Genomic DNA, 23321 nt, shown 5'->3' on the forward strand with positions numbered 1-23321 from the left:
CGCCGTGCGCGGCTCAGCTGCGCTGGCGGGGCAGTGCCACGCCCAGGGCGTGGCCTTGGCCGTCGAAGGGCTGTTGCGTCACTCGCCCGCCCAGCTGCGCGCTGAGCTGCGCGACGATGGCCAGGCCCAGCCCCGCATGGCCACCGCGCCCCTTGCCAGGGCCCATGCGCACAAAGGGCTGCAGCGCTTCGCTCAAGCCTGCGGGCGGCAGGCCGGTGCCGGCATCCCGCACCCAGAGCCTGCATTCGTCGGCATCCCCCTCCGCGACGATGCACACCGGCGGCCGGCCATGGGCCAGCGCGTTGTCCACCAGATTGCCCAGCAGGCGCTGGATGGCGAGGTCGGGGTAGCCGGTGCGCTCGGCAGCTGCGCTGTCCTCGATCTGCAGCTGAACACCTTGTGCCGCGTACTGCGTGGCCAGCGCACGCAGCTGCGCGGCCAGGAGCCGGGGTTGGCCCAGGCTGATCTCGGCGCTGCCGCGGGCGAAGCCCAGGAACTGGCCGACAAAGCACTCGACCGCGTCAAAGTCCGCTGCCATGCCCTCGGCCACCATGGCGGGGCATTCGACATCCACCCGCAGCCGCAGCCGCGCCAGCGGTGTGCGCAGGTCGTGGGAGAGACCGGCCAGCAACTGGCGGCGGCTGGCCTGGGCCTGCATCAGCGCCGCCACCAGCCCGTTGAAGGCGCTGATCAGCGGTTGCAGCTCGCGGCCGGCCGCAGGCGGCGCTTCCAGCGGGCGCAGCGTCCCTGCCCGCTCGGTCATCGCGTCGGCAATGCGGGCAATGGGCCGGGTGATCAGGCGGATGCCCAACACCAGGGTCAGGGCTGCCGCGAGGCCTACCGCCGCCAGGGCGGCCAGCAAGGGCAGTAGCGGGCCGCCTGGCGGTGGCGTGTGGGTGGGCAGCAGCAATTGCCAGTCTTCTCCGTTCACCTGGAAAGATGCCTGCAGATGCGTTGTGGCGTCAGCGCCTGCATCAGGCGCCGTTTGCCGCGTCAGCCGCACCTCCGGGCCCAGGAGGGCCTGCAGGCGGGCCATCAGTGGATCGGCGGGGTTTTGGGAGGCAGGAGGCGGCGCTCGGCGCAGATGCAGGCCCAGCGCTTGAAGTTCTTCGGCCAGCGCCTGGCGCTGATCGGCGGGTGCGCGCTGGAGCATCAGGCGTGCTGTCGCGATCTGGCGCCGCAGGGCCTCGGTCAGGTCCTGGCCCAGCGGGTCGATGGCGCGAAAGATCAATGCGCCATTGAGGGCCAGCGACAGCAGCCCCACGGCCACGGCCAGGCCGATCAGCCGGTGCACGATGGAGAAGCTGGCGCCCCCCGGTGCGGCACTCACGCTGGCTGCAGGCGGCGGGGGGCTTCAGGGGCGGTGACGGTCTCCGCCGTGTGCGGCACGAACATGTAGCCATGGCCACGCACCGTCTGGATGAAGCGCGGCGCGGCCGGGTCCGGCTCGATCAGCTTGCGCAGCCGCATGATGGCCGCGTCGATGGCGCGCAGCAGCACCGCGTCCTGGCTGTTGTGCGAGGCGGCCAGCAGCTGCTCGCGCGAGACGGTGCTGCCGGCGTGGCGCGTGAGCGTGTGCAGCAGCGCGTATTCGACGGTGTTCAGCACCCGCACTTCGTCGCCGCGCTGCAGGCTGCGCTGCGCTGGCGAGAAACGGAAGGCGCCAATGGCCAGCGGCCGCTCGGCTGTTGAGGCCGGCAGTGGGCCGGCATCTGTGCGGCGCAGCACCGCGCGGATGCGGGCCAGCAGCTCGCGCGCCGAAAACGGCTTGCCCATGTAGTCGTCTGCGCCCATCTCCAGCCCGAGGATGCGGTCCACCTCCTCGGTGCTGGCGGTCAGCAGGATGATGGGCAGGCGGTCGCCCTCGGCGCGCAGGCGCTGGCAGGCCTGCAGGCCGCTCATGCCTGGCAGGCCCACGTCCAGCACCACCAGGTCGGGCCGCGGCGAAGCCTCGTGGCGCAGCCGCGCCAGCAGCTCCTCGGCGCTGCCCAGCGCGGTCACCTGCTGGCCCTGGCGCTGGAAATAGAGCTGCAGCATGTCGCGCAGCTCCGGGTCGTCTTCAACCACGAACAAATGGGCGGGGCGGGAACTGCTGTACATGAAGGGCGATGCGGGCTGAGAAGGCGATGCGAGGGAGGCAACACACGGCGACATGATTGCCTCGCTTGCTTGAGGCAGTGTTGCTGGCCCATGAACCTTCGTGACACAAAGCGACATGAACCGCGCAAGCGTGATGGATCACCAGAAGGAAAGGCTGTCGCTCAGCACGCGCTGGATCCAGCTGCGCTGCGCCGCGTCCGACACCTCGCCGCGGCCCACTACCTCGACCCTGGCGTTCACCGCGTCCGACGAGGCCACCACGTTGCCCGCCTTGATGTCGCGCGGGTTCACGATGCCCGAGAAGCGCAGCACGCTGACCCCGCCGTTCAGCGCAATGCTGCGGTCGCCGGCCACCACCAGGTTGCCGTTGGGCAGCACGTTGATCACCGTGGCGGCCACCTGCGCGCTGAACTTGCTGGTGTTGTCGGTGCTGCCGTCGCCCTTGAAGCTGTTGCTGCCGGTGGCGCTGGCGTCCTGGTTCAGGATGGACGACAGCAGCTTGTTGCCCGAGTTGCTGCCCGGGCCCTTGGAGGCCATCGCGCGGTCGCCGCTGGTGGCGGTGCTGGCCTTGTGGCTGGCGCTCAGGCTCTCGGCAATCTCGACCTTCAGCGTGTCGCCGATCTGGCGCGGCTTCTTGTCGCGGGTGTAGAGCGTGTCGGCCGACATGCCGGCCTGGTAGATGGCGCCGGTGCGGGCGCGCTCCACGTTGGCCGGGCGGGGCAGCGGCGCGGCGGCCAGCGGGCCCGGCACGGTGCTGTCGGGCGTGCTGGCGCAGCCGCTGAACAACAGCACCAGCAGCGCGCCGCAGGACCAGCACAGCAGGCACAGCAGCTTGAGGGTGGCGGATTCGCTGAGGACGATGGGGGTGTTCATCGGAAGGGGCTCCTGGGTGGGGTCAGTTTTCGAAGCCGGTGACCAGTGCGCTGACGACCGGGGCCACCTTGCTGCGCGTGCTGCGCCACTTGCCCCAGCCGAGGCGGTTGTCCACCTCATAGCGGCTGCTGGAGAGCACGGCGCCGTCGGCGTCGCGCAAGGTGAGCGCCAGCGTGCTGAGGTAGGCCTGGTAGCCGCCACCCAGCGGCGGCACTTCCCAGCCGATGGCGGCCTCATAGGCCAGCGAGACGCTGCAGCGCTCGGGCAGCACGCCTTCGTAGACGCGGGTCTCGATCTGGTGCAGCCGCAGCTCGGCCTGCAGCGCCGGCACCAGGCCCTGGGCTGGCGTGTCGGGGTTGAAGGCGATGCACAGCGTGTGGAATCGCGGGTGCAGGTGGTAGACCGTGTCGCTGGCCTTGGGCTCGCCGTAGGGCAGCGCCATGCTGGCCACGGTGCCACCGGCCTTGGCCAGCTCCCACAGCGGCACCGGGCTGAACAGCGAGCAGCCGGTCTGCGACAACACCAGGGTGGCCGCAGACAGCGAAGAGGCAATCAGTCGCATGGCATCGGGTCCGGTCAATGCGGGCGCTCACGCCCTGAGCACCGACAGGCCCATGGCCACGTAGCTGGCCGCGCCGTCGACCATGTCGCCCAGCGTGTCGGTCACGGCCGAGGCGGCGTCCTCCACCGACTGCGCGACCGAACTGGCGGTGTCGGCCACGCTGTGTTCGACGGACTGGCCCCAGGCATAGGCCTGTTGCACGGCGTCCTGGATGTCGCTGCCGATCTCGCTGGCCTCGTCCATCACGCTGTGATAGCCGTCTGACAGGCCCTGCTCGATGCCCTGGGCCAGGTCGTGCACGCTGGCCACGGTGCCGTCCCAGGCGGCACCGGCCGCGTCGGCGAGTGCGTCGCCAGCGTCGTGCAGGCGCTTCAGCGCTTCGGCGCTGAACGACACGCCCGCATGGGCGGCTTCACCTGTGGCCTGGGCCACGCCCATCGCGGTGGCCACCACCGGGCCATATTGTTTTGAATTGACTTCGAAAGCACCCAGGGGTTTCTTCTGGGTGCTGGCGATGCCAGGATTGGCCATATTCGAGGACAAGGCGCTGATGCTGCTCATGGCGAGGCTCCGGAGGAGATGTCGAGGGAATGCGGATGCGAATGCAGCGCAGGTCCGCCGGGAGGCGGTTGTCACACCCAGGGATGCCTGTGCTGTTGAAGTGAATGCTAGGCAGCCGCGCCGGCCGGGTTTTGGCGAGCAATTCGAGATTCCCCCGCCAATTCGATTGCCGTTCACCGATATTCACGAAGTAAGAATATGACGTGACTGGCCATATAGATTCACGCGAGAGGCATTGAATATTGCCGATTCAGCATTTGGCGGCACATGTCGGCAACAAAGCGGCAGCGAATTCGGGTTTTGCGGGCCAGTTTGTGAGCCCCGGCGCGCAGATGGTGATGCCGCATGCTGTGCTGCAGCATGCGGCGTCATGCGGTGGGGCTTGGGACCTGAAAGCCACGCCGCGGTTCATGCGGCCGGCGTCATGCCGCATTGCGCGGCGTGACCCGAATCAGTAGGTGCGGCCGCCCTTGAACTGCGCGTGGGTGCGGCGCTTCAGGTCGGTGGCCTGGGCCATTGCGGCGAACGAGCCACCGGCGTGGGCGTGGGTGATGGCCAGGCCCAGCGCGTCGGCCGCGTCCTTGCCGGGCAGGCCAGGCAGGCGCAGCAGCCGCATCACCATTTCCTGGATCTGCTCCTTGCGCGCATGGCCGTGTCCGACAACCGACTTCTTCATCTGCAGTGCCGTGTACTCGGCCACCGACAGCCCGGCGGTGACCAGCGCCGTCAGCGCCGCGCCGCGGGCCTGGCCCAGCAGCAGGGTGCTCTGCGGGTTGACGTTGACGAACACGATCTCGCACGAGGCCTGCGTGGGCTGGTAGCGCTCGGCCACCTCGCGCACGCCGTCGAAGATGATCTTCAGCCGGTTCGGCAGGTCACCCAGCGCGACGCCGGAGGTCGTGCGGATCGTGCCGCTGGCCACGTAGTGCAGCGTGCTGCCCTCGATCTCGACCACGCCGAAACCGGTGCACTGAAGACCCGGGTCGATGCCCAGGACGCGGACAGGAACACTCATGGCGTCAGCTTGAAGTACCAGCGCACCGAATGGAAGAACACCGGCGCGCCGAAGGCCAGCGGTGCGATGCGGTCCAGCAGGCCGACCGCGCCGGTGACCGAGGCGCGGTTGCCCCACCAGGCGACGCCTGCGTCCTTCTTCAGCGCCCGCATCACGAACTCGCCGATGTTGCCGGCGGCCGCGGCGATGGTGGCGATCAGGATGGCCTGTGGCAGCTTGAACGGCGTGATCCAGAACAGCAGCCCTCCCGTCAGCCCACCCACCGCGGCGCCCAGCGCCCAGGCCTGCAGCGAGAAGCTGCGGCTGATGGCGCGTGCCACCGGGCGGCGGCGCAAGCGCTGGCTCAGCGTCTCCTGCGCGAAGTAGGCGACGATGGCGACCAGCACGTAGAAGAACAGCAGGAAGGCGCCACGGCCGGCGTGGCCGGGGAAGTCCAGCAGCAGCAGCGCAGGCGCATGCGACAGGCCGAACACGCAGACCATGATGCCCCACTGGATCTTGGCATTGCGCTCCAGGAAGCGGCCGGGGTCGCCGGCCAGCGCGCTGATGACCGGGATCACGAAAAACACGTAGACGGGGATGAAGACCGAGAACAGGTCGAAATGCTGGCCGCCCACCAGGACGTACTGGATGGGCAGCACGATGAAAAACGCGAAGATCAGGCTGCGGTGGTCGCTGCGGCGGGTGTGCATCAGCGTGATGAACTCGCGCAGCGCGAGGAAGGAGAACACGCCGAACAGCAAGGTCGCGCCAATCGGCCCGGACAGCCAGGCCAGCCAGAAGGTGGTCAGGCCGATCCACATCGCGCGCAGCTCGCGCACGAAGCGGTCGTGGCGCAGCTGGATCTCGGGCGGCGCGTCGCCCAGGCTGCGCAGCGTGGCCCAGGTGGTCAGGCCGGCGAGCACGCCGAACACGATCACGAACAGCAGGCCGATCTGCTGCTCGGTGCTGAGTTGAAGCAGGTCCTGCATGGGCTTCAGCCTCCCGCCGGCCGCAGCGCGACGACGGCCGCGCGGGCGCGGTCGAGGAAGGCGCGCTTGTCTTCGCCAGGATTCAGCGCCATCGGCGCGCCGAAGGTCACGGTGCACAGGATGGGCACAGGCACCACTTCGCCCTTGGGCATCACACGCTGCACGTTGGCAATCCAGGCGGGAATGAGCTGCACATTCGGGAACTGCGCGGCCAGGTGATAGAGGCCACTCTTGAAGCTTTGCGGTTCACCCTTGTTGCTGCGCGTGCCTTCGGGAAAGATGACCAGCGAATCGCCGCCCTGCAGCGCCTGCACCAGCGGCTCCAGCGGGTCCTGCGCATCCGGGCCTTCCTTGGCGCGGGTGCGGCTCACGTAGACGGCGTTGAAGACCTCGCGTGTCAACCAGTGCTTGAACGGCGAGGCGGTCCAGTAGTCCTTCGCCGCGATCGGCCGGGTCTGCGCGCGCAACTCACCGGGCAGCGAGGCCCAGATCAGCACCCAGTCCAGGTGGCTCTGGTGGTTGGCAAAGTAGATGCGCTGCAGCGCCTGCGGCGGGCAGCCTTTCCAGTGCCCTTGGGCGCCGGTGATCAATCTGGCGATGAAAGCCAGCAACTGGCCCACGAGGTCGGCTCTGGTCATGGGGCCGCATGTTAGCCGCCGGCCATGCCGCCCACTTCAACCCGGCGCGCGCAAGGCCTGCGCCATCAGCGGCCACAAGGCCTTGTGCGAGCCGCGGAACCAGTCGATGTGACCGATGGCCTTGTAGCCGAGTTCGGCTGGGTGCACGCGGCGCACGCTGTGCGGTGCGGCGGGCAAGGTGCGCAGCAGGTCGGCCACGGTCTTGTCGGTGGCGATGTTGTCGTCGCTGGCGTGCAGCACCGTGATGGGCGTGCGCACCGCGGCGTGGAAGTCGTTGGCCGCGCCTTGTTGCACCGCATTGGTCGCGTAGCCCCCCGCGCTGCACCACTGGCCCCATTGCAGCGCGACCTGGGCCGGCAGGTTCTCGCCCAGTCCCACGGCGCTGCAGGTGCCGTAGCCCTTCAGGCGGATGCCCAGCGGCACCAGGCCGCACAGCACCATGCGCGCGGCAACGCGGAAGGCCGGCCGCATGCCACCGAACCAGCCTGTGGAGGCCGAAATGCCGACCAGCCGGGCCACACGGTGGTGGTTGGGCAGCAGACCCAGCATCTGCGCGCCGGCGCTGTGGCCCAGCATCAGCACCTGCGGCTGGCCGGTGCGCGCCAGCAGCCAGTCCAGCGCCGCCACCTGGTCCTGCTGGCCCCATTCGGCCAGCGTCGCCTGACAGTCCTTCAGCGGGCCATGCAGCGACTGGCCCACGCCGCGGTAGTCGAACACCAGCACGTCGTGGCCCCGCGTTGCCAACCAGGCGGCAAAGCGCAGGTAGAAGTGCTGGCGCACGCCGGTGGCCGGGGCGATCAGCACAGGCAGCCCGCCGCCTTCTCCGGTGTTGCCGCCGCTGCGGGCGAGGAAATGGCCGCGCAGCGTCACGCCGTCAGCGCAGGTGAGGGTGACGGGTTCGGCCAGGTCGGCGGGGGTGTCAGCGCGGCTCATCGGTCTCTCCTGGCACGGTGGGGCCGCCCAGCTGCTGCACATGGCGCAGCCAGCGGGCGACGGTCTGCAGCTCGGCTTCGCTGAAGCCGGCGGTGAGCTGGGTGTTGATGCGGGCGGTGGCCGCGTGCAACGGTGCGAGCTGGCCGCGGCCCGCTGGGCGCAGCCAGACCTGTTGGGTGCGGGCGTCTTCCGGCGACACCCGGCGCTGCACCCAGTCCAGCGCCTCGCTGCGCTGCACCAGGCCCGAGACAGCCGAAGGCGCCAGGTCCAGCGCCTGGGCGACACGGCCCATCGTGGCGCCGTCTTCCTTGGCCAGCACGAACAGCAGCCCGGCCTGCGCCGGCGTGGGCGCGGGCTCGCCGCTGGCAGCGGCTTCGGACTGCAGCACGGCCATCCATTGCTGCAAGCGGCGCTGGGCGCTGTTGAGCAGGAAGATCAATCGAGGCGGGCGGGGTGCGCGGGCAGGCGACATGGCATCATTATTTCGCATGCGAAGTATCTGATGCAAGAAAAACCGGCCGAAGCCGGTTTTGCAGGGCGGCCGCTCAGTGGCGGAAGTGGCGGGTGCCAGTCAGCACCATCGCGATGCCGCGTTCGTCGGCCGCGGCAATGACCTCTTCGTCGCGCATCGAGCCGCCCGGGTGGATCACGCAGGTCGCGCCTGCGTCCACCACCACGTCCAGGCCGTCACGGAACGGGAAAAACGCGTCGCTGGCCACGGCCGTGCCGGCCAGGCTCAGGCCGGCGGCCTGGGCCTTGATGCTGGCGATGCGGGCCGAGTCGAGGCGACTCATCTGGCCGGCGCCAACGCCGAAGGTCATGCCGTCCTTGCAGAAGACGATGGCGTTGCTCTTGACGAAGCGGGCCACGGTCCAGGCAAAGCGCAGGTCTTCCAGCTGCTGTGCGGTGGGCTGCAGTTTGGTGACGACCTTCAGTTCGCCGACGATGTCGAGGTTGTCGGCCGACTGCAGCAGCATGCCGCCACCAACACGCTTGAAATCGAGCGCATTCGACAGCTTGCTCAGCGGCACTTCCAGCAGGCGCACGTTCTGCTTGGCGGCATAGGCCGCGCGGGCGGCCGGCGTGAAGGCCGGCGCCATCGCCACTTCGACGAACTGCTTGTGCGCGTTGATGGCCTCGATCACGTCGGCATCCACCGGGCGGTTGAAGGCCATGATGCCGCCGAAGGCCGAGGTCGGGTCGGTCTTCAGCGCCTTCTCGTAGGCTTCCAGCAGCGTGGCGCCCACGGCCACGCCGCAGGGGTTGGCATGCTTGACGATCACGCAGGCCGGCAGGTCGAAGGCTTTCACGCATTCCCAGGCCGCGTCGGCATCGGCAATGTTGTTGAAGCTCAGCTCCTTGCCCTGGATCTGCGTCCATTGCGACAGCGTGCCTTCCACCGGCTTGGCTTCCTTGTAGAACGCCGCGCTCTGGTGCGGGTTCTCGCCGTAGCGCATGCCCTGCACCTTGCTCAGCTGCAGATTGAAGACGTCCGGGTACTCGGCGCGAACCGGCACTTCGGCGGTCTTCTCCTCGGCGCCGGCTTCCAGCGCGGTGAGGTAGTTGGTGATCATGCCGTCGTAGGCGGCAGTGTGCGCAAACACCTTCTTGGCCAGCTTGAACTTGGTGGCGCGCTGCAGGCCTTGGCCCTTCAGTTCGGCCAGCACCTGCGGGTAGTCGCTCGGGTCGATGACGACCGCGACGTCCTGCCAGTTCTTCGCGGCCGCACGCAGCATCGCCGGGCCGCCGATGTCGATGTTCTCGATCGCGTCGTCCAGCGTGCAGTCGGCCTTGGCGGTGGCCTGTGCAAACGGGTAGAGGTTGATGATCAACAGGTCGATCGTGCCGATGCCGTGTTCCTTCAGCGCGGCCATGTGCTCGGGCACGTCGCGGCGGGCCAGCAGGCCGCCGTGCACGCGCGGGTGCAGCGTCTTCACGCGGCCGTCCAGCATCTCGGGGAAGCCGGTGATCTCCGAGACTTCGGTGACCGGCAGGCCGGCACTGGCCAGCAGCTTGGCGGTACCGCCGGTGGACAGCAGCTTGATGCCCTGCGCGTGCAGTGCTTGAGCGAATTCGACGATGCCGGTCTTGTCGGAGACCGAGAGCAGGGCAGTGAGGGTGGACATGGTGGCGATGGCGGAAGGAAAAATGAATCGGGCCGAGCTCAGGGCTTCAGCAATTTGTGTTCAACGAGCTTGCGGCGCAGCGTGTTGCGGTTGATGCCCAGCCATTCGGCGGCCTTGCTCTGGTTGCCCTCGGCCTGGCGCATCACGACGTCCAGCATCGGCTTCTCGACCGCGCGGATCACCATGTCGTGCAGCGAATGTGGCTCGGCGCCGTGCAGGTCCTGGAAATACTGGTCCAGCGTCTCGCGGACGCACTCCTCGATGTTCTTTTTGCTCATGGCTCTGGCAGCTTGGCCGGCAAACAGCTGCCGGTCCTCAGGGGAAAAGAAAAAGCAGGCCCGCCGGGCATCCCGGCGGGATGTCCGAGGGCCGGGTTCAGGCTTGTTGTTCGATCAGGTCCTGGTTGGCTGCCCAGGCGGGCAGCGAAGGCAGCAGCGGGTGGGTGTCGGCCAGGTCGTCGAAGAAGGTGCGCACGGCGCCCAATTGGGCCTGGCCATCGTCCAGCGTGTTCATCACCGCGCGGAAGGCCTCGCCACCTGGCAATGAACGCACCGCCCAGCCAATGTGCTTGCGCGCACTGCGCACGCCGGCTTCCTCGCCGTAGAGCTGGTAATGGTCTAGCAGGTGCTCGGTCAGCCAGCCTTGCACGTCGCGCGTGGGCGGTGGCGGCAGGTGCTGGCCGGTCGCCAGGAAATGGCTGATCTCGCGGAAGATCCACGGCCGGCCTTGTGCGGCGCGGCCGATCATCAAGGCATCGGCCCCGGTGTGTTTCAGCACTTCGGCGGCTTTTTCGGGCGAGTCGATGTCGCCGTTGGCGACCACCGGGATGCGCAGCGCGGCCTTCACGGCGGCCACGGTGTCATGTTCGGCAAAGCCCTTGTAGCCTTGCTCGCGGGTGCGGCCATGCACGGTCAGCATCGCAATGCCGGCACTTTCGGCGGCGCGGGCCAGCGCCAGCGCATTGCGCTCGGTGTCGCACCATCCGGTGCGCATCTTCAGCGTGACCGGCACGCCGCGCGGCGCGCAGGCGGCAACCACCGCCTCGACGATGGCCAGTGCGCCGAGCTCGTCGCGCATCAGCGCCGAACCAGCCCACTTGTTGCAGACCTTCTTGGCGGGGCAGCCCATGTTGATGTCGATGATCTGCGCGCCGCGGTCGATGTTGTAGGCCGCGGCCTCGGCCATCATCAGCGGCTCGGTGCCGGCAATCTGCACCGCGATCGGCGCGCTTTCGCCTTCATGGTTGGCCCGGCGCGAGGTCTTCAGCGACTGCCACAGGTCCTTGCGCGAGGTCACCATCTCGCTGACCGCATAACCCGCGCCCAACTGCTTGCACAGCTTGCGGAACGGCCGGTCCGTCACCCCGGCCATGGGGGCGACGAACAAGGCGTTCGGGAGCGTGTAGGGGCCGAGCTGCATGGGTTCGGTGCGAAAGCGTGTGGGTGGCGGGTGGGTGGAGCGGCGGAGCGTGGCCGGCAGGCGGCGCGCCGGTTGCTCAAAAAGGAGGCAAGATTATAGAGCGGCCCCGTCCGGTCCGCGGACATCCTGGCGGTGACAATCGACGCATGGAGCTTTGGTTGCAATCCCTGCTCGGCTGGTTGGCGCTGCCGAGCTTCGGCCTGTCCACGCTGTTTGTCGTCGCGTTGATCTCGGCCACGCTGTTGCCGCTCGGCTCGGAGCCGGCGCTGCTGGGACTGCTCTACCTGCAGCCAGACTTGTTCTGGCCAGCGATCGCGGTGGCCACCGCCGGCAACACGCTGGGCGGTGCGATCAGCTGGTGGACTGGTTACGGTGCCGAGAAGGCCTGGGAGCATGTGAAGCATCGCCCGCCGCGCGAGATGCGGCTGCTGGCCTGGCTGCAGCGTTTCGGCCCCAAGGCTTGTCTGCTGAGCTGGCTGCCGCTGGTGGGCGACCCGCTGTGCGCGCTGGCCGGCTGGTCGCGGTTGCCGTTCTGGCCCTGCGTGGGCTACATGCTGATCGGCAAGGCCGCGCGCTACCTGACGATGACCTCGGTGGCGCTTTACTGGTTTCCACACGCGGCGGCTTGAACCAGCCGCCGCCGGCCCTGCCATCCCCCAAGAGGGGGAGAGCCGCCGGGTTATTTCCGCCGGATTGTGACAACGGCCGGGCCCACAATGGCCCGATGTCGATCGCCAATCCGCACTACGAAGCGCTGAAGCGCACCTATGGCCGCCTGCACCGGCTGACTCATCTGGAAAGCATGGCCTCCTGGGACCAGGCCGCCAACATGCCGCCTGGCGGTAACCAGGCGCGGGCCGATGCGCTCACCGAAATGGCAGGATTGCTGCACCGCATGCGCACCGATCCGATGCTGCAGGCCCAGCTGAGCGGCGCCGAAGCCGAGCAACTGGATGAAGCCCAGCGCGCCAACCTGCGCGAGATGTCGCGCGAATGGCGGCGCAGCAATGCGTTGCCCGAAGCGCTGGTCGAACGCCGCTCCCAGGCCACCTCGCGCTGCGAGCACGCCTGGCGCAGTCAACGGCCGGCCAATGACTGGGCCGGCTTCCTGCCCAATCTGCAGGAGGTGCTGGCTGTTGCGCGCGAGGAAGCGCGGCTGCTGGCCGAGCGCAGCGGCCTGGGCCTGTACGACGCGATGATGGACCAGTACGAGCCCGGCATGACCAGCGCCACCGCGGCGCGCGTCTTCGGCGAGCTGCGCACCTGGCTGCCGGGGCTGATCCGTGCGGTGGGCGAACGCCAGGCCCGCGAGACGGTGGTGCCGGCCGTCGGCCCGTTCCCGCTGCCGGCCCAGCGCGCGCTGTGCGAACGCGTGATGAAGCTGCTGGACTTCGATTTTTCGGCGGGCCGGCTGGACGTCAGCACCCACCCATTTTCGGGCGGCGTGCCGGAAGACGTGCGCCTGACCACGCGCTTCTACGAAGACGATTTCCTGCCCAGCCTGATGGGCACGGTGCACGAGACCGGCCACGGCCGCTATGAGCAGAACCTGCCGCGCGACCTGCTGGGCCAGCCAGTGGCGCTGGCGCGTTCGATGGCCATCCACGAGAGCCAGAGCCTGGCTTTCGAGATGCAGCTGGGCAGCCACCCTGGTTTTGCCAGGCTGCTGTCGCCGCTGGTCAGCGAGGCCTTCGGCGCGCAGCCGGCCTTCGAGCCGGCCAACCTGCACAAGCTGCTGACGCGCGTGAAGCCCAGCCTGATCCGCGTCGAAGCCGACGAGGTGACCTACCCGGCCCACGTCATCCTGCGTTTCGAGATCGAGCGTGCGCTGATCGAAGGCGAGGCCGAGGCGGCAGACATCCCGGCGATGTGGGACGAGCGCATGCGCGACCTGCTGGGCCAGGACACGCGCGGCAACTACAAGGATGGCCCGATGCAGGACGTGCACTGGCCGACCGGCGCCTTCGGCTACTTCCCGTGTTATTCGCTGGGCGCGATGTACGCCGCACAGTGGTTCGCCGCAATGCGGCGCGAAATGCCGGCGCTGGATGAGCAGATCGCTGCCGGCAACCTCAGCCCGGTGTTCGACTGGCTCAAGCGCAACATCTGGCAGCAGGCCAGCCGCTGGACCACCGACGAACTCGCGCTGCGCGCCAGCGGAGAGACGCTGAACCCCGCGCATTTCCGCGCCCACCTGACGCAGCGCTACCTCGGCTGAAGCGGTGCCAGGCCCCAACGAAAAAGACGGCCCGCGAGCCGTCTTTTTTCATGGGCGATGGCAGCTCAGTCGGCGCTGCCGCTCGCCGGTTTGCGGGCCGTCTTGCGAACCGGCTTGGCTGCTGCAGCCGCCGCCTTCTTCGCGCGCAAGCCCGAGGCGGCCTTGGCGCTTTGTTGCTTGCTCTTGTGCAACTGGGCGTGGAGCTTGGCGACCTGTGCCGTCAGCGCCTCGACCTGGGCGCTCAGCGAGGCCATGTCCTGCGCTGTCGGCACGCCCATTTTCTTCAGCGCCTGGGCGGTGCGGGCCTCGAACTTGGCTTCGAGCTTTTCCCACGAGGCGCCGGCCTTGTGCATGGCCTCGCCGGCCATCGCGTTCAGCGTCTCGCCGAACTCACCGAACTTGTCTTCGGCTGCGGCTTGCGTGCCCTGGCGCTTGCGCCGCAACTCGGCGCCTTCCTGCACCAGCGTGTCGAAGGCCTTGCTGCCTTCTTCCTGGGCCTTGGCAAACGCGCCCACGCCGGCCAGCCAGATCTGCTGCGCTGAGGCTTTCACCGCGTCGGCCAGCGGGCCGTCGAACAGGCTGGCGGGGTCGAAGTCCTTGCGGTGGTTGGGCATGGGCGAGTCTCTCCAGTCAAAAAAAACAGCGCAGGCGCGCCAGCTTGAGGCCGGTGCGCCTGCAGGTTTCACTTCTTGCGGATGGCGGTCACGGTGTACTGGCCGTCGATCTTGTCAGCCTCGAAGACGACCAGGTCACCTTCGGCCAGGCCGTTCAGCAGCGAGGGCTGGCGGGCCTTGAAGACCATGGTCATCGCGGGCATGTCCAGGTTCTTGATCGCGCCGCTCTTGATCGTGACCTTGGCTTGCGCCGTGTCGATCTTGCGGATTTCGCCATCGGTGGCATGCGCCACCAGGGCCAGGCCGGCCAGGGACAGGCCGGTCAACATGCGGGCCCAACGCGGGGTCCAGGTGTTCATTTCAGATTTCTCCTTGCCTGACTGCAACGCGGTGGAGCCAGCACAGGATGACCTGGGCCGTCACGGCGATGCCCGATGGTAGACCGAGCACCGGGCTCGCGACCGCATGTGAGCAACCGTAACTGTTGCGGAGCTGTTGCAGCGCAGCTGATGCCATGTTTGGCGGCGCCGCAGTGACGAAGCGAAGCCTGATCTCGAAACATCCCGACACGCCGGACACGCCTGGTGTGAAGTTGCGCAGTTCGGCCCTGATGGACGAAATTGGAATCGGTTCCAGAATCCGCCTCCGCGAAGCCGCAGGCAGGCAGTCTGGATGCCATTGCTTCGCTTCGTGGGCGGGTTGAGGGCGTTGCGCCAACAAGCCTGCCCTCCATGCGCCCGCTGTGGCGCAGCTCATGTGAAGAAGGAGACAAGGGCATGCATGCATCCATGGCAAACCTGGGAGGCGGCGCAATGCGGCGCAGCCCGCGAGCGACGCCGACCTGGTCCCTGGCCTGGGTCTGGCTCTCGATCTGCGCGCTGCTGCTGGGCAGTTTTGCGCTGCCAGCCCGTGCGGCGGACTACACCGATGGTGTTGCCGTTTCCGGCAGCACCGCGACGATCTGGTTCAAGTCCAACGTGGCGACGACCTGGGTCGACGCGCACTACAGCGTCAACAGCGGCGGCCAGCTGAACGTGCGCATGACGTATTCGTCGGCCAACGCGCGCTGGGAGCAGCCTGTCACCGGCGTGGCCTCGGGCACCGTGCTGAAGTTCAACTTCACCTACAACAACGGCAACCCGGCCTATGACACGCCGCAGGAAACCTACACGGTCGGTGGTACCACGCCGCCGCCGACCTCGGACACGCCGGACTTCGGTGCCAACGTGTCGATCTTCGACACCGCCACGCCGATCGCCACCATCCAGTCCAAGCTGGACGCGGCCTTCAATGCGCAGCTCAACAGCCCGACTGCACAGTTCGGCGGCCAGCGCCATGCCTTCCTGTTCAAGCCTGGCAGCTACAACGGCGTGTACGCCAACCTGGGCTTCTACACCGCCATCGCCGGCCTGGGCCAGAACCCGGACGACGTGACGCTGAGTGGCACGGTCAACGTGGACAGCGGCTGGAACTACGGCGACCAGGGCAACGCGACGCAGAACTTCTGGCGCTCGGCCGAGAACCTGGCGCTGATCCCCAACGGTGGCACCAACCGCTGGGCCGTCTCGCAGGCTGCGCCGATGCGCCGGCTGCACATCCTCGGCAACCTGGTGCTGGGCCCGTCCAACCAGGGCAACGGCCAGGGCTACGCCAGCGGCGGCTACATCGCCGACACCAAGGTCGACGGCCTGATCGCCTCCGGCTCGCAGCAGCAGTGGTACACGCGGGACAGCAACCTGGGTAACTTCTACGACGGCGTGTGGAACATGGTGTTCTCCGGCGTCGTCGGCGGCCCGGCGACCAGCTTCCCGTCGCCGCCGTATACCGCGCTGGCGACCACGCCAGTGTCGCGTGACAAGCCCTACCTGTACGTGGACAGCGCAGGCAAGTACCGCGTCTTCGTACCCAGCACGCGCACCAATGCTTCCGGCGCCAGCTGGGCGAATGGTGCGAGCGCCGGCACGTCCATCCCGATGAGCCAGTTCTACGTCGCCAAGCCGACCGACAGCACCGCCACGCTGAACGCCGCGCTGGCCCAGGGCCTGAACCTGTTCTTCACGCCCGGCACCTACCACCTGAGCGACACGATCCGCGTGACGCGTGCCGGCACCGTGGTGCTGGGCATCGGCTTCCCCACGCTGGTGCCGGACAACGGCGTGAACGCGATGCTGGTGTCCGACGTGGACGGCGTGTCCATCGCCGGCCTGCTGTTCGATGCGGGCACGGTCAACAGCAACGCGCTGCTGAGCTTCGGTGCCACCACCTCGGCCGTCTCGCATGCCGGCAATCCCAGCTCGGTGCAGGACGTGTACTTCCGCATTGGCGGCGCGGTCGCCGGCAAGGCCACGAACAGCCTGGTGGTGAACAGCAACAACGTCATCATCGACCACATCTGGGCCTGGCGCGCGGACCACGGCAGCCAGCCCACCGGCTGGACCGTCAACACGGCCGACACCGGCGTGCTGGTCAACGGCAACAACGTGCTGGCCACCGGCCTGTTCGTCGAGCATTACCAGAAGTTCAACGTGGTGTGGAATGGCCAGGGTGGCCGGACCATCTTCTTCCAGAACGAGATGCCGTACGACCCGCCCAGCCAGGCCGCCTGGCGCGCGGACGCCACCGGCTACGCGGCCTACAAGGTGGCCGACAACGTGACCACCCACGAAGCCTGGGGCGTGGGCAGCTACTGCTACTTCAACGTCAACCCCAGCATCCACGCCGCGCATGCCTTCGAGGTGCCGGCCGTCGCGGGTGTGAAGTTCCACAGCGCGCTCACGGTTTCGCTGGGCGGCGTAGGCATGATCGACCACGTGATCAACAACACCGGCGGCGCCGCGCAGGGCACGGCCACGGTGCCGGTCAACGTGATCAACTTTCCCTGATCCCTTTCCGCTGATCTGACGGCCGGGCCCGCTGCAGCGATGCGGCGGGCCTTGTTGCTTTCGGCTGGCTTCGGCTGCAATGGGGACGCTGCCGCCAACGCAAATCCCTAGAATGCCGGCCAATCCCCTTTCAGCACTGGCGCCGCCAGCACCACCATGAGCACCCAGCCCGCCGACGACTCCCTGGCCCACATCCAGCCGCGCGACAAGGCCGAGATCCTGGCCCAGGCGCTGCCCTACATCCGCAAGTTCCATGGCAAGACCATCGTCATCAAGTACGGTGGCAACGCCATGACCGACCCGGCCCTGCAGCAGGACTTCGCCGAGGACGTGGTGCTGCTGAAGCTGGTCGGCATGAACCCGGTGGTGGTGCATGGCGGCGGCCCGCAGATCGACGAGGCGCTGGCCAAGATCGGCAAGAAGGGCACCTTCATCCAGGGCATGCGCGTGACCGACGAAGAGACGATGGAGGTCGTCGAGTGGGTGCTGGGCGGCGAGGTACAGCAGGACATCGTCGGCCTGATCAACGCCGCCGGCGGCAAGGCCGTGGGCCTGACCGGGCGCGACGGCGGTTTGATCCGCGCGCGCCAGATGAAGCTGGCCGACAAGGACGACCCGAGCAAGGAGCACGACATCGGCCAGGTCGGCGAGATCACCGCCATCGACCCCGCGGTGGTGAAGGCGCTGCAGGATGACCAGTTCATCCCGGTGATCAGCCCCATTGGCTTCGGCGAGAAGAACGAGAGCTACAACATCAATGCCGATTTGGTGGCGTCCAAGCTGGCCACGGTGCTGAAGGCCGAGAAGCTGATGATGCTGACCAACATCAAGGGCGTGCTGAACAAGGCCGGCGAGCTGCTGACCGAACTGACGGCACGCGACATCGACGACCTGATCGCCGACGGCACCATCAGCGGCGGCATGCTGCCCAAGCTGGCCGGCGCGATCGACGCCGCCAAAAGCGGCGTCAACACCGTGCACGTGGTGGACGGCCGGGTGCCGCATGCGATGCTGCTGGAGATCCTGACCGAGCAGGCCTACGGCACGATGATCCGCTCGCATTGAAAGCCGTGCGCCGCGTGGCGCGCCTGCGCGAGGGCGAGCGCGTCTGGCTGTTCGACCTCGACAACACGCTGCACAACGCCTCTGCCTCGGCCTTTCGCGGCATCAACGAGCGCATGGGCGCCTACATGACGCGCGAGCTCGGGCTGGAGGCCGGCGAGGCGCACCGGCTGCGCCAGCTCTACTGGCAGCGCTACGGCGCCACCTTGCTCGGCCTGGTGCGCCACCACGGCGTGAACGCCAACCATTTCCTGCACGACACGCATGTGCTGCCCGGCCTGGAGCAGCAACTGCAGACGCATGCACACGACGTGGCGGTGCTGCAGCGGCTGCCCGGCCCGCGGCTGATCCTGACCAACGCGCCGCTGGCCTATGCCGAGCGGGTGCTGGGCGCGCTGGGGCTGCGCGGCTTGTTCGATGGCGTGGTCGCGATCGAGCAGATGGCGATGTTCGGCCAGTTGCGGCCGAAACCGGACAGGCGCATGCTGCAGGCCCTGGTGGCGCGGCTGGGCGTGCCGGCGCACCGTTGTGTGCTGGTGGAAGACACGCTGGCGCACCAGAAGGCGGCACATTCCTTGGGCATGCGCACGGTCTGGATGCAGCGCTGGCTGAGGGCTGCGCACACGCTGCCGGGGACCCAAAATTGGCGCCGCCGCCCCCCCTATGTGTATGCCAGAATCCGCTCGCTTCAACAGTTGCGAAGTGTGCTGTGATGTCCGAAATGCCCGAAGCGTCTGAGTTGTCCGTGCCGGGTATGCCCGAGGTGTCTGCTGCTGCGCAAGCGCCATTGGCTGCCGTGGCAGCCGCTGGTGATCCCGCCGTGGCGGTGGCCCGCAAACGGCCCAAGCCGGGCGAGCGCCGGGTGCAGATCCTGCAGACCCTGGCGGCGATGCTGGAGCAGCCCGGCGCCGACCGCGTCACCACCGCTGCGCTGGCCGCGCGTCTGTCGGTCAGCGAGGCTGCGCTGTACCGCCACTTCGCCAGCAAGGCCCAGATGTTCGAGGGCCTGATCGAGTTCATCGAATCCAGCGTCTTCACGCTGATCAACCAGATCGCCGAGCGCGAGATCACCGGCGCCCTGCAGGCCCACCGCATGGTGCAGGTGCTGCTGCAGTTCGGCGAGAAGAACCCCGGCATGACCCGCGTGATGGTGGGTGACGCGCTGGTCTTCGAGAACGAACGCCTGGGCCTGCGCATGGGCCAGTTTTTCGACCGTGTCGAATCCCAGCTGCGGCAAAGCCTGCGGGTGGCGGCCGAGCAGGCCGGCGTGGCCACGCCCACGGTGCAGGCCAACGGCCAGGCCTCGGCGCTGACCTGCCTGGTCATCGGCCGCTTGCAGCGCTACGCGCGCAGCGGCTTCAAGCGCCTGCCGACCGAACAGCTGGACGTGGCCTTGCACCTGCTCGGCTGAATGGCGGCGCCGCTTGCTGCGGCGCTCACGTCTTGTTGCAGTTGGCGAAGCTTGAGGCGCTAGCGGGCCAAGGGCAATCCCTAGTGCCGGCCGTGGGGGCGTCAAGCAGATGTCACGCCGGCGATCTCCAATGAGGGCACCACATGAACCCCAGGGAAATTGCCATGTCCGTTTTCAAGATGAGCCTGCTGGCCGCCAGCATCGCGCTGGCCGCCTGCGCCCAGCCTGGCTTGGCGACCGCCGCCGCGCCTTCGGTCCCGGCCGCCACCGCCAAGGCCAAGCCGACGCTGACGATCAAGATCCTTGCGCTCAACGACCTGCACGGCGCGTTGGAATCGCCCGGCACCTTCACCAATGCCGGTGCCGCTGCGGTGCCTGCTGGTGGCTTGGACTACGTGGCCGGCTACATTGCCGCCGCCCGCGCCGCGAACCCGAACACCGTGGTCGTCTCGGCCGGTGACCTGATCGGCGCCAGCCCGCTGATCTCGGCGCTGTTCCACGATGAGCCGACCATCGAGACCATGAACCGTGCCGGCCTGGACTTCAACGCCGTGGGCAACCACGAGTTCGACGAAGGCAAGGACGAGCTGCTGCGCATGCAGAAGGGTGGCTGCCACCCGACCGACACCGCCAACACCTGCAAGGGCGCCAGCGTCGGCACGCCGGTGCCGTTCGAAGGTGCGAAGTTCAAGTTCCTGGCCGCCAACGTGGTCAAGAAGAAAAACGGCGAAACCCTGTTCCCGCCCTACGGCACGCGCACCTTCGACATCGAAGGCAAGAAGATCAAGGTCGCCTTCATCGGCATGACGCTGAAGGACACGCCGCAGATCGTTTCGCCGTCCGGCATCAAGGACCTGGTGTTCACCGACGAGGCCACTGCGGTGAACAACCTGGTGCCGGTGCTGAAGGCGGCCGGCGTGGAAGCCATCGTCGTGCTGATCCACCAGGGCGGCGCGCAGACGGGCACCACGCCGGTGGACATCAACGCTTGCGTGGGCAACCTGGACGGTTCGCCGATCAAGACCATCGTCAGCCAGTTGGACGATGCGGTGGACCTGGTCATCAGCGGCCACACCCACGCGGCCTACAACTGCCAGCTGCCGCTGGCCTCGGGCCGCAACATCCCGGTCACCAGCGCCAACACGCAAGGCCGGGTGCTGACCGACATCGACCTGACGCTGCAGCGCGGCAACCGCGACGTGGTGGCCGTGACCGCAAAGAACGTGGTGGTCGACCGCAGCAACGTGGCGATCACGCCGGACGCGCAGATCGCCGGCATCGTCGCCGGCTATAAGACGCTGGTGGCGCCAGTCGCCAACCAGGTCATCGGCCGCATTGCCGCCGATGTGCCCAACACCAAGGACGCCGCCTGCAACATGCCCGCCGGTGACCTGATCGCCGACTCGCAGCTGGCCGCCACCGTGCAGGCCGGCGGCGCGCAGCTGGCGCTGATGAACCCGGGCGGCGTGCGCAGCCCGGGCTTCATCTACGCCGGCAGCCCCATCGGCGAAGGCGACGGCAACGTGACCTACAGCGAATCCTTCACTGTGCAGCCCTTCGGCAACAGCCTGGTGACGCTGACGCTGAGCAACCAGCAGCTGCACGACACGCTGGAGCAGCAGTTCCCGAACTGCTTCGGCCAGGTCACCTTCTCCAAGGTGCTGCTGCCGTCCAACGGCGTGCACTACGAGTGGGACAACGCCCAGGCCTGCGGCGCGAAGGTGCGCAACCTGACCATCACCACCAGCGCCGGCAGCGAAACCGTGGTGGACGCCAGCGGCACCGTGCTGAACCCGGGCAAGACCTGGCGTGTCACGGTCAACAACTTCCTGGCCGATGGTGGCGATGGCTTCAGCGTGCTGAAGGGCGGCACCAACCGTGTGGGCGGCGGGCAGGACATCGATGCGCTGACCGCCTACCTGGCCGGTACCCAGGCGCCGAACCCGCCGTACGACCCGGCCGCGGCCAACCTCGGCAAGCCGCGCATCGTGCGCGTGGACGCGGGCACCGTCTGCCCCTGAGCGACCGTGCTGGCGTGACCGTGCTGGAGTGACCGCGGGCGGCAAGGCAGCGCCCGCGGATCGCGAAGGCTGCAGGCCGGGGAGGCCAGGATGGAACGACAGGGCCTCCCCTACACTTGCCGCCCATGACCCTGGACGATCTCGAACCGCTGCTGGCCCGTGCCGAGCGGGTGTTGGCCCGCCTGGAAGCCAACCTGCCGCAGCCACTGCCGGCGCCTGACTGGACCGCTTCGGCCGCCTTCCGTTACCGCAAGCGCCAAGGCCAGGCGCGGCTGGAGCCGGTGCGACTGGTGGCCGGCATCCGGCTGGCGGACCTGCAGGAGATCGACGGCCAGAAGGCGCGGCTGCAGCGCAACACCGCGCAGTTCGTGGCCGGCGCCACCGCCAACAACGTGCTGCTGACCGGCGCGCGCGGCACCGGCAAGAGCTCGCTGATCAAGGCCTGCCTGAACGAATACGCGGCGCAAGGCCTGCGCCTGATCGAGGTCGACAAGGCCGACCTGGTGGACCTGCCTGACCTGGTGGAGCTGGTGTCCGGCCGGCCCGAGCGCTTCATCGTCTTCTGCGACGACCTCAGCTTCGAGGAAGGCGAGCCCGGCTACAAGGCGCTGAAGTCCATCCTCGACGGCTCCGTATCCGCGGCCGGCGACAACCTGCTGATCTACGCGACCAGCAACCGCCGCCACCTGTTGCCCGAGACCATGAAGGACAACCTCAGCTACCGCCACACCGAGGACGGCGAGCTGCACCCCGGCGAGGTGGTCGAAGAGAAGATCTCGCTGTCCGAGCGCTTCGGGCTGTGGATCAGCTTCTATCCGTTCAGCCAGGACGAGTACCTGGCCATCGTGCACCAGTGGCTGTCGCACTTTGCGCTGGACGAGGCGGCGATTGCTGCGGCCCGGCCCCAGGCGCTGCTGTTTGCGCTGGAGCGTGGTTCGCGTTCCGGCCGCGTGGCCTACCAGTTCGCCCGCGACCTGGCCGGCCGGCGCGCAATCGGCGCAGTGGAGGACGCATCGTGAGCGAGGTCACGGAACGCACGCCTGTCGACGTGGCCGTGGGCGTGCTGATCGAGCGGGATGCCGCTGGCTACGAAGGCCGTTTCCTGTTGACCTCGCGGCCCGAAGGCAAGGTCTATGCCGGCTACTGGGAATTCCCGGGTGGCAAGCTGGAAGCCGGCGAAAGCGTGCACCAGGCGCTGGCGCGTGAGCTGCACGAGGAGCTGGGCATCATCATCGGTGAGAGCCATGCCTGGCGCGAGCTGGTGATGGACTATCCGCATGCCCGCGTGCGGCTGCATTTCTGCAAAGTCTTCGACTGGCAGGGCGAGTTCCAGATGCGCGAGCAACAGACCATGGCCTGGGAGCAGCTGCCGGTCCAAAGCCAGCCGGTGCTGCCGGGCACGATTCCGGTCCTCGAGTGGTTTGCCCAAGAGCGACACCATGCCGGGCCCACCCACCATGGTTGAAGCTGCTCTTACACTCGCCGGCATGAGCACAGCATCCTCCGCCTGGCTGGACCGCGTTCGCTGGGACCGCGACGGGCTGGTGCCCGTCATCGCGCAGGAGCAGGGCAGCGGCGACGTGCTGATGTTTGCCTGGATGAACCGCGAGGCGCTGGCCCGCACGGTCGAGCTGGGCCAGGCGGTCTATTTCAGCCGCTCACGGCAGAAGCTGTGGCACAAGGGTGAAGAATCCGGCCACTTCCAGACGGTGCATGAAATCCGGCTGGATTGCGACCAGGATGTCGTGCTGCTGAAGATCACCCAGCACGGCCATGAGCCCGGCATTGCCTGCCACACCGGCCGCCACAGCTGCTTTTATGAGCGGCTGGAAGATGGCGAATGGCGCGCGGTGGAGCCGGTGTTGAAGGATCCTGGCACTATCTACCGCTGAGCTTTCCTTTCCAGACTTTCACC

General features: G+C 67.9%; 26 protein-coding genes. 10 read left to right on the forward strand and 16 right to left on the reverse strand.

The features are described from left to right. Positions 1–13: 13 nt before the first annotated feature. The 13 genes from AC3WR5_RS27435 to dusB all read right to left on the reverse strand — a co-directional run bounded on the left by AC3WR5_RS27435 (position 14) and on the right by dusB (position 11198). On the reverse strand, positions 14–1330 hold the full coding sequence (locus AC3WR5_RS27435; RefSeq protein ID WP_492488639.1) for a sensor histidine kinase: 1317 nt from the start codon (positions 1328–1330) through the stop codon (positions 14–16). Then, the gene (locus tag AC3WR5_RS27440) at positions 1327–2100 is read right to left on the reverse strand and encodes a response regulator (protein WP_492488641.1); all 774 of its coding nucleotides are present in this window, start codon (positions 2098–2100) and stop codon (positions 1327–1329) included. The genes AC3WR5_RS27435 and AC3WR5_RS27440 overlap by 4 nt, the downstream gene beginning before the upstream one ends. Positions 2101–2238: 138 nt before the next feature. Then, the gene (locus tag AC3WR5_RS27445) at positions 2239–2973 is read right to left on the reverse strand and encodes a flagellar basal body L-ring protein FlgH (protein ID WP_492488643.1); all 735 of its coding nucleotides are present in this window, start codon (positions 2971–2973) and stop codon (positions 2239–2241) included. 22 nt (positions 2974–2995) lie between these two features. Then, positions 2996–3535: a cell division protein FtsI gene (locus tag AC3WR5_RS27450; RefSeq protein WP_492488645.1), complete on the reverse strand. Its 540-nt coding sequence runs from the start codon at positions 3533–3535 to the stop codon at positions 2996–2998. A 27-nt stretch (positions 3536–3562) separates the two neighbouring features. Then, positions 3563–4096, reverse strand: a complete 534-nt coding sequence (locus AC3WR5_RS27455) for a hypothetical protein (RefSeq protein WP_492488647.1) — start codon at positions 4094–4096, stop codon at positions 3563–3565. A gap of 451 nt (positions 4097–4547) precedes the next feature. Beyond that, entirely contained in the window at positions 4548–5111 is a 564-nt protein-coding gene (ruvC, locus tag AC3WR5_RS27460) for a crossover junction endodeoxyribonuclease RuvC (protein ID WP_492488649.1), read from the reverse strand. Continuing rightward, complete coding sequence (locus AC3WR5_RS27465; RefSeq protein ID WP_492488651.1) at positions 5108–6082, reverse strand: phosphatidate cytidylyltransferase; 975 nt, start codon at positions 6080–6082, stop codon at positions 5108–5110. The genes ruvC and AC3WR5_RS27465 overlap by 4 nt, the downstream gene beginning before the upstream one ends. A gap of 5 nt (positions 6083–6087) precedes the next feature. Continuing rightward, entirely contained in the window at positions 6088–6720 is a 633-nt protein-coding gene (locus tag AC3WR5_RS27470; RefSeq protein ID WP_141289674.1) for a lysophospholipid acyltransferase family protein, read from the reverse strand. A 36-nt stretch (positions 6721–6756) separates the two neighbouring features. Then, on the reverse strand, positions 6757–7653 hold the full coding sequence (locus AC3WR5_RS27475) for an alpha/beta hydrolase family protein (protein ID WP_492488653.1): 897 nt from the start codon (positions 7651–7653) through the stop codon (positions 6757–6759). Further along, entirely contained in the window at positions 7640–8125 is a 486-nt protein-coding gene (locus AC3WR5_RS27480) for a MarR family winged helix-turn-helix transcriptional regulator (RefSeq protein WP_492488655.1), read from the reverse strand. The genes AC3WR5_RS27475 and AC3WR5_RS27480 overlap by 14 nt, the downstream gene beginning before the upstream one ends. Positions 8126–8198: 73 nt before the next feature. Next, positions 8199–9779, reverse strand: coding sequence for a bifunctional phosphoribosylaminoimidazolecarboxamide formyltransferase/IMP cyclohydrolase (gene purH / locus AC3WR5_RS27485; protein ID WP_492488657.1), 1581 nt, complete (start codon positions 9777–9779; stop codon positions 8199–8201). Between the two features lie 38 nt (positions 9780–9817). Continuing rightward, the gene (locus tag AC3WR5_RS27490) at positions 9818–10057 is read right to left on the reverse strand and encodes a Fis family transcriptional regulator (RefSeq protein ID WP_141285468.1); all 240 of its coding nucleotides are present in this window, start codon (positions 10055–10057) and stop codon (positions 9818–9820) included. 97 nt (positions 10058–10154) lie between these two features. Next, entirely contained in the window at positions 10155–11198 is a 1044-nt protein-coding gene (gene dusB, locus AC3WR5_RS27495; protein WP_492488659.1) for a tRNA dihydrouridine synthase DusB, read from the reverse strand. Between the two features lie 146 nt (positions 11199–11344). Here dusB and AC3WR5_RS27500 point away from each other — a divergent pair, with 146 nt between their 5' ends. Continuing rightward, positions 11345–11827, forward strand: coding sequence for a YqaA family protein (locus AC3WR5_RS27500; protein ID WP_141285464.1), 483 nt, complete (start codon positions 11345–11347; stop codon positions 11825–11827). A 95-nt stretch (positions 11828–11922) separates the two neighbouring features. Next, entirely contained in the window at positions 11923–13416 is a 1494-nt protein-coding gene (locus AC3WR5_RS27505) for a carboxypeptidase M32 (RefSeq protein ID WP_492488661.1), read from the forward strand. A 65-nt stretch (positions 13417–13481) separates the two neighbouring features. Here AC3WR5_RS27505 and AC3WR5_RS27510 read toward each other — a convergent pair whose 3' ends face one another. The 3 genes from AC3WR5_RS27510 to AC3WR5_RS27520 all read right to left on the reverse strand — a co-directional run bounded on the left by AC3WR5_RS27510 (position 13482) and on the right by AC3WR5_RS27520 (position 14750). Further along, positions 13482–14030, reverse strand: a complete 549-nt coding sequence (locus AC3WR5_RS27510) for a phasin family protein (protein ID WP_492488663.1) — start codon at positions 14028–14030, stop codon at positions 13482–13484. A 68-nt stretch (positions 14031–14098) separates the two neighbouring features. Beyond that, entirely contained in the window at positions 14099–14389 is a 291-nt protein-coding gene (locus tag AC3WR5_RS27515) for a copper-binding protein (RefSeq protein WP_141285458.1), read from the reverse strand. Between the two features lies 1 nt (position 14390). Continuing rightward, positions 14391–14750 carry a hypothetical protein gene (locus AC3WR5_RS27520; RefSeq protein ID WP_492488665.1) on the reverse strand — a complete coding sequence of 120 codons (360 nt, stop codon included), beginning with the start codon at positions 14748–14750 and terminating at the stop codon, positions 14391–14393. A gap of 68 nt (positions 14751–14818) precedes the next feature. Between AC3WR5_RS27520 and AC3WR5_RS27525 the strand changes: the two genes are divergently transcribed. The 8 genes from AC3WR5_RS27525 to hisI all read left to right on the forward strand — a co-directional run bounded on the left by AC3WR5_RS27525 (position 14819) and on the right by hisI (position 23298). Then, positions 14819–16912 (forward strand): pectate lyase-like domain-containing protein, encoded by a 2094-nt coding sequence (locus AC3WR5_RS27525; RefSeq protein ID WP_492488667.1) that lies wholly within the window; start codon positions 14819–14821, stop codon positions 16910–16912. Positions 16913–17068: 156 nt separating this feature from the next. Continuing rightward, a complete protein-coding gene (gene argB / locus AC3WR5_RS27530) occupies positions 17069–17977 on the forward strand; it encodes an acetylglutamate kinase (protein WP_141285456.1) in 909 nt (302 codons plus the stop codon). A gap of 5 nt (positions 17978–17982) precedes the next feature. Further along, positions 17983–18687, forward strand: a complete 705-nt coding sequence (locus AC3WR5_RS27535; protein ID WP_492488741.1) for a pyrimidine 5'-nucleotidase — start codon at positions 17983–17985, stop codon at positions 18685–18687. Positions 18688–18728: 41 nt separating this feature from the next. Further along, positions 18729–19385, forward strand: coding sequence for a nucleoid occlusion factor SlmA (slmA, locus tag AC3WR5_RS27540; RefSeq protein ID WP_141285476.1), 657 nt, complete (start codon positions 18729–18731; stop codon positions 19383–19385). Between the two features lie 164 nt (positions 19386–19549). Continuing rightward, positions 19550–21406: a bifunctional metallophosphatase/5'-nucleotidase gene (locus AC3WR5_RS27545; protein ID WP_492488669.1), complete on the forward strand. Its 1857-nt coding sequence runs from the start codon at positions 19550–19552 to the stop codon at positions 21404–21406. Between the two features lie 125 nt (positions 21407–21531). Further along, positions 21532–22425, forward strand: coding sequence for an ATP-binding protein (locus AC3WR5_RS27550; protein ID WP_492488671.1), 894 nt, complete (start codon positions 21532–21534; stop codon positions 22423–22425). Continuing rightward, positions 22422–22871: an NUDIX domain-containing protein gene (locus tag AC3WR5_RS27555; RefSeq protein WP_492488672.1), complete on the forward strand. Its 450-nt coding sequence runs from the start codon at positions 22422–22424 to the stop codon at positions 22869–22871. Before AC3WR5_RS27550 ends, AC3WR5_RS27555 begins: the two co-directional genes overlap by 4 nt. 22 nt (positions 22872–22893) lie before the next feature. Continuing rightward, the gene (gene hisI, locus AC3WR5_RS27560; RefSeq protein WP_141285450.1) at positions 22894–23298 is read left to right on the forward strand and encodes a phosphoribosyl-AMP cyclohydrolase; all 405 of its coding nucleotides are present in this window, start codon (positions 22894–22896) and stop codon (positions 23296–23298) included. The last annotated feature ends 23 nt before the right edge of the window (positions 23299–23321 follow it).

It is taken from the genome of Ideonella sp. FW305-24 (genome assembly GCF_058788035.1).